Source organism: Burkholderia sp. AU45388 (assembly GCF_030481585.1).
Lineage (GTDB): Bacteria > Pseudomonadota > Gammaproteobacteria > Burkholderiales > Burkholderiaceae > Burkholderia > Burkholderia sola.
Genome location: NZ_JAUJPV010000004.1, coordinates 388,430 through 394,547, shown reverse-complemented (window position 1 = coordinate 394,547; position 6,118 = coordinate 388,430). Strand labels below are relative to the sequence as shown.

The following is a 6,118-nucleotide window of genomic DNA, read 5'->3' as shown; positions in this document are numbered from 1 at the left end:
CGTCTCCTGTTCTTCAGCGAGAAAATTCAGGGTGTCATCAAGCATGGCGACGCAGGTTAACAGCCTCCATCACCGTTTACAACACCCAAAACAAAAATGCCGTTCAGTTCTTAACTGAACGGCATTACCCGCTCGGGTGCTTTTTCGTTTCGGTCCGCGGCGGTTGCTCGCGTGGCGTTACGCGCCGAGCTCCGAATGATCGCCGTGGGCCTGCTTGACGGTGTCGACGCTCGCGTCGTCCTGCTGCGGCGGCCCCTTCGACGCGGCAGCGGCCTTCGCGGTCAGCGGCTGCGCACCGTCGAGCGTCGCATGCACGCGCTTCGCGCCGCCTGCCGCGGCCGTCACGGCAGCGGCGGTAACGATCGGCTTCGCGGGCTGCGCCGGCGCCTGCGGCGCATTGACCGGCACGCTGCGGCCGCGCGCGACGTCGCGCAGGCGGCCGCGCTCGGCCATCACCTTCGAGCCGTAGCCGTTGTCGTCGGGGTTCGTCGAGCCGTTGTACAGGCGCAGGCCGCTCGCGAGCGAACCGCCGCGCGCGATGCAGTCCTTCAGCACCAGTGCACCGACCTGCAGGTTCGCGAGCGGTTGCAGCGCGGTGTCGGTGCCACCGAAATACTCGAACTTGTCGGAATGAATCTTCGACATGACCTGCATCAGCCCCTTCGCACCGACGCCGCTTTCGGCGTACGGGTTGAAGCCCGATTCGATCGCCATCACGGACAGCAGCAGCAGCGGATCGAGGCCGACGTCGCGCCCGGTCTGGAACGCGGCCTTGACGAGCTGGCCGAGCGGCTCCTGCGCGACGCGGTAACGGCGCGACAGATAGGTGGCGACGAGCGCCTGTTCGCGGTTCGACGCGAGCGCGCGATCGTCACGGGCATCGGCCGCCACGCGCTGAATCGGAATCAGCTTGGCCAGTGCGACGGGCGACGGGCCGTTGCGGGCCGCGTCGGACGCATCGCCCTGGGCGCCTTGAGCGCCCTGAGCGGCGGTTTCCGGTGCGACATCGAGGCCGACCGCAAGCGCATCGGCTTCGGGCGCGTCTTCCTGCTGCGGCTGCGCGCCGGCAGGCGCGAAGTTCGGCAGCGGATGGCCGGACAGCAGACGGGCCGGACCGGCCTGTACGGCCGCGGACACGACCGGCATCAGCTTCGCGGCGAGCGTGCCGCGGACGGTTGGCAGCAGCCACAGTGCAAGCGCAACCGCGACAGCGAAACAGCCGACAACGCTGAATAGATGGTGACTGACACGCGTCCCGCGACGCAGCAAGTTGCGCACGATTTGCGCATGCTGCTCAGTGGGACGCCACGATAACCAAGCGTTCATTCAGATCATCTCCCATGAACATGACTCGTGCGGCTCGCTCAGCTCGATGGCGAGACAGAAAACGCGCCGCGGAATCACGACGCCGCACGCCTTGGTTGGGACGCGCAAGCATCGGGGAAACGGTATAAGTACCGTTCGAGGCCACGGTGTAAGAAGGCCGGCGCCTTCGCACATTGGGCGAGGCGGGCATACGCGGTGGCACCCACGCAAAAAACCAGCGTCTCGTGGCGCTGGCTGGGACTACGACATAAGCCGTCGAAAACGCCGTGCAGGATTCGGCGGACGGTGACGCGCTGCGTCAAAGATCGGTGATTGGCGGCTCGAAGCCTTTTACCCTGCAACCAATGTGAGCGGATTCTAGCAGGGTTTTATAGATCGTCAACACTATAAAAACTCAAATTCATAACAAAAAGTAATTTAAAAGCCCTCTTCAGAACGCAATCCCCGTGCCGTAAGGGGTTTGCGCGCGATCGAGTTTTTCTCCGCCGGGGCGGCGGCGCGGCTGCCCGGGGTAAAATCGTCGGTCGATTCGGGGTCGCAGCCGGCCGCGGCCCCGCCCATCGCTGCCCGTTCACGCGGGTGGCCCGGACCTTCTTCATGAAATACAAAGACTTACGCGATTTCATTCAGCGCCTCGAGGCGCTCGGCGAACTGCGGCGCGTCACGCAGCCCGTGTCGCCCGTGCTCGAAATGACCGAGCTGTGCGACCGCGTGCTGCGCGCCGGCGGCCCCGCGCTGCTGTTCAACGCGCCGCCCGGCCATGCGTTTCCGGTGCTCGGCAACCTGTTCGGCACGCCGCGCCGCGTCGCGCTCGGGATGGGCGTCGATGCGGGCGACGATGCCGCGCTCGGCTCGCTGCGCGATCTCGGACGCCTGCTGTCCGCGCTGAAGGAACCCGATCCGCCGAAGAGCCTGAAGGATGCCGGCAAGCTGCTGTCGCTCGCGAAGGCCGTGTGGGACATGGCGCCGAAGTCGGTGTCGTCCCCGCCGTGCCAGGAGATCGTGTGGGAAGGCGCCGACGTCGACCTGAACCAGCTGCCGATCCAGACCTGCTGGCCCGGCGATGCGGGGCCGCTCGTCACGTGGGGCCTGACGGTCACGCGCGGGCCGAACAAGTCACGCCAGAACCTCGGCATTTACCGTCAGCAGTTGATCGGCCGCAACAAGCTGATCATGCGCTGGCTCGCGCATCGCGGCGGCGCGCTCGACTTCCGCGAATTCGCGCTGCAGAACCCGGGCAAGCCGTATCCGGTCGCGGTCGTGCTCGGCGCCGATCCGGCCACCACGCTCGGCGCGGTGACGCCCGTGCCCGATTCGCTGTCTGAGTATCAGTTCGCCGGCCTGCTGCGCGGCAGCCGCACGGAACTCGCGAAGTGCCTGACGCCCGGCGTCGACACGCTGCAGGTGCCCGCGCGCGCGGAGATCGTGCTCGAAGGCTTCATTCATCCGCAGGAAGGCGCGCCCGGCCCCGCTCCGGCCGGCGCGCCGCCGCGCCCGGCCGGCCATGCGGCGGCCGCATACGAGCACGCGCTCGAAGGGCCGTACGGCGACCATACCGGCTATTACAACGAGCAGGAGTGGTTTCCGGTGTTCACCGTCGAGCGCATCACGATGCGCCGCGACGCGATCTACCACTCGACCTACACGGGCAAGCCGCCCGACGAGCCCGCGGTGCTCGGCGTCGCGCTGAACGAGGTGTTCGTGCCGCTGCTGCAGAAGCAGTTCACGGAAATCACCGACTTCTACCTGCCGCCGGAAGGCTGCAGCTACCGGATGGCCATCGTCCAGATGAAGAAGAGCTACGCGGGCCATGCGAAGCGCGTGATGTTCGGCGTATGGAGCTTCCTGCGGCAGTTCATGTATACGAAGTTCATCGTGGTCGTCGACGAGGACGTGAACATCCGCGATTGGAAGGAAGTGATCTGGGCGATCACGACGCGCGTCGACCCCGTGCGCGACACGGTGATGGTCGACAGCACGCCGATCGATTATCTCGACTTCGCGTCGCCGGTGGCCGGGCTCGGCTCGAAGATGGGGCTCGACGCGACCAACAAGTGGCCCGGCGAAACGAGCCGCGAATGGGGCCGCCCGATCGAGATGGATGCGGCCGTGAAGGCGCGCGTCGACCGGCTGTGGCAGGAGATCGGCCTCTGACGCCACGCGGCCGGCGCGCGCCGGCCCACGCATCGCAATCGCCGCACGCACCCAGAAGATGAGCTTTCCGCCCGCCTCCATGCTGTCCGACGGATTCTTTCTGTCGCTGTCGTTGTGTCTCGACATCGGCCTCGTGAACGTCGCGATGCTGTCGCTCACGCTGTCGCACGGCTTCCGGCCGGGCTTCTGGCTCGGCGTCGGGTCGTGCGTCGGCGATCTCGTCTACGCGGCGCTCGCGCTCGCGGGGATGGCCGTGCTGCTGCAGTTCGAACCCGTGCGCTGGATCGTGTGGATCGGCGGCGGCGCGGTGCTGCTGTTCCTCACGTGGAAGATGGCGCGCGAAGCGCTGACGCCCGCGAAGACGGCCGACGACGACGCGGACGATGCACCGCTGCCGCGCGCGAGTGCACGACGCAGCTTTCTGCGCGGAATGTTGCTCGCGATGTCGTCGCCGAGCGCGATCCTGTGGTTCGCGGCGGTCGGCGGCGCGCTGATCGCGAAAGCCGGTGCGACCACGCCGGCCACCGCGTCGGTGTTCCTGTCGGGCTTCTTCCTCGGCGGCCTCGCGTGGACGCTCTTCATGTGCACGCTCGCGAGCCAGGGCCGCAAGCGCGCGGGCACCGGGCTGATGCGCGCGTGCCACGTCGCGTCGGCGCTGCTGTTCGCGTACTTCTCGTACAGCGTGATCGTCGGCGGCTACCGCGACCTGATCGTGCACGCGGCCTAATCGCGGTCGCGCTGCCGCGCGCGTCACGGCGCCACCTGTGAGCCTCAATGAAAAAACGGCGCAGCGCCCCTCGCGGGACGTAGCGCCGTTTTGCCGCGCGCGGTCAGGCCGCGCGGGACGAATCAGCGACGCCAGTAACCGTGATGGCCCCAGCCGCCGTAACCATGGCGCCAGTACGGGCGACCGTAGTAGCCGCCCACGACCACCGCGGGCGGCGGCGCATAGTAGGCGGGCGCCGGTGCGTAATACACGGGCGGAGGCGGCGGCGCGTAGTACACGGGCGGCGGCGGTGCATAGACGGGATACGCGGGTGCGACCGGGATGCCGATGCCGACCCCGATCGACACGTGGGCCTGCGCGGCGCTTGCGGCACCCAGGCCCAGTGCGGCGGCGGCGATGAACGGAATGAGCTTTTTCACTTCGATTCTCCTGCTGGAGCGGGATTTTAGGCGCTCCTGTCGGCAACGGCGGGCATGCACGTCGCATGGAAGCAATGTAGCGAAAACCCGCCCCGCGCGTATCGTCCATTTGTTGCAAATTGCAATTGCACGGGGCCGAGACCGCCGTGCGGCGCGGCGCCCGGCGGGAGCGGCGAGCCTCGCAGGTCGCGCGATTCCGTCCGCTGAGTCGGGTCGCAACAAAATGGCCGGTCAGCCTTACCGAATCGGCCGCGCGCGGCGGGCACGCTTGCGTAATGAACGATTACAAATTTGAGACAAGATGCCGACATTTCAAGCGGGATGCGGGGCACGGTGTTTGGGGTCGGATACTCCCTCATGAGCCGCCTGCAATGCCGAACTTCGACGCGTACACAAATCGCACCGTATACCGGTAATTCATACGTGCATCCGCCCCTGCGCCTTCCCCGACACCGCCGTCATTCCTGCGATACTGGCGGTTGCTTCGTTTTCGCTTACATCGACTGCCATGCCGCTTCCCGACACACCCCGCCTCGGCTTCATCGGCGCCGGTCGCCTCGCGCGCTGTATCGCGCAGCGTTTCGCCCGGGCAGGCTTCCCCGTCGTCGCGATCGCAAGCCGCACGCCTGCGTCGGCCGCCGACCTTGCCGCGCGCATCGACGGCTGTCGCGCGGTCGATACCCCGCAGCAGGTGGTCGATGCCGCCGACCTGATCTTCGTGACGACGCCCGACGATCATCTCGCATCGAGCGCCGCGGCACTGCGTTTCGACGCATCGCGCGCCGCCGGCCAGGCGGTCGTCCATTGCAGCGGCGCATCGGCGGTCGCGCTGCTCGATCCGGCGAAGCAGCAAGGCGCGGCCACCGGCGGCTTCCATCCGCTCTATCTGTTCGGCGGCACCGACGCCGACCTCGCGCGCATCGACGGCTGCTCGGTCACGATCGAAGCGGACGGTGCGCTGCACGCGACGCTGCTGCGACTTGCCGCCGCACTCGGCTGCCATCCGCTGTCGATTCCGGCCGGCGGCCGGATGCTGTATCACGCGGCTGCCCACTACGCGGCGAGCTTCGCGCTGTGCGGGCTGTCGGAAGCGGTCGAACTGTGGCGCGGCCTCGGTTTCGACGAGGACGCCGCGCTACGCGCGCTGTTGCCGATGCTCGCCGGCACGATCGAGACCGCGCGCGACAAGGGGCTCGCGAATGCGCTGTCGGGCCCGGTGTCGCGCGGCGACACGGGCATCGTCGAGCGTCAGCTCGCGCTGCTCGACGCGCGCGGCGGCGATCACGCGATGCTGTACGCGCTGCTGACGCGCCGCGCGGTCGCGCTGGCGGCAAAACGCGCGGCGCCGCCGGCGTCGCTGCCGGCGCTGGCCGAAGCCGTCGAAACCTCCCTCGCGCGCGCGGCCATACACCCCTCCCCGTCGCGAGACGAGGCGTGATAAGGTGTCGGCCGATGCGCCGCCAACCGGCGTTGGCGGCCGCACGCTACTGAC

General features: G+C 67.9%; 5 protein-coding genes. 3 read left to right on the top strand and 2 right to left on the bottom strand.

What is annotated here, in order from left to right:
- Positions 1-177: 177 nt before the first annotated feature.
- Positions 178-1,326: a lytic transglycosylase domain-containing protein gene (locus QZM72_RS11555; protein ID WP_089466858.1), complete on the bottom strand. Its 1,149-nt coding sequence runs from the start codon at positions 1,324-1,326 to the stop codon at positions 178-180.
- 597 nt (positions 1,327-1,923) lie between these two features.
- Between QZM72_RS11555 and QZM72_RS11550 the strand changes: the two genes are divergently transcribed.
- Together QZM72_RS11550 and QZM72_RS11545 are read left to right on the top strand one after the other, a co-directional pair.
- Entirely contained in the window at positions 1,924-3,480 is a 1,557-nt protein-coding gene (locus tag QZM72_RS11550; RefSeq protein ID WP_089466857.1) for a UbiD family decarboxylase, read from the top strand.
- 58 nt (positions 3,481-3,538) lie between these two features.
- Positions 3,539-4,207, top strand: a complete 669-nt coding sequence (locus QZM72_RS11545) for a LysE family translocator (protein WP_089466856.1) — start codon at positions 3,539-3,541, stop codon at positions 4,205-4,207.
- Positions 4,208-4,329: 122 nt separating this feature from the next.
- Here QZM72_RS11545 and QZM72_RS11540 read toward each other — a convergent pair whose 3' ends face one another.
- Positions 4,330-4,626, bottom strand: a complete 297-nt coding sequence (locus tag QZM72_RS11540) for a hypothetical protein (protein WP_006488565.1) — start codon at positions 4,624-4,626, stop codon at positions 4,330-4,332.
- 508 nt (positions 4,627-5,134) lie between these two features.
- Between QZM72_RS11540 and QZM72_RS11535 the strand changes: the two genes are divergently transcribed.
- Positions 5,135-6,064, top strand: a complete 930-nt coding sequence (locus QZM72_RS11535; RefSeq protein ID WP_089466855.1) for a Rossmann-like and DUF2520 domain-containing protein — start codon at positions 5,135-5,137, stop codon at positions 6,062-6,064.
- Positions 6,065-6,118: the final 54 nt, after the last annotated feature.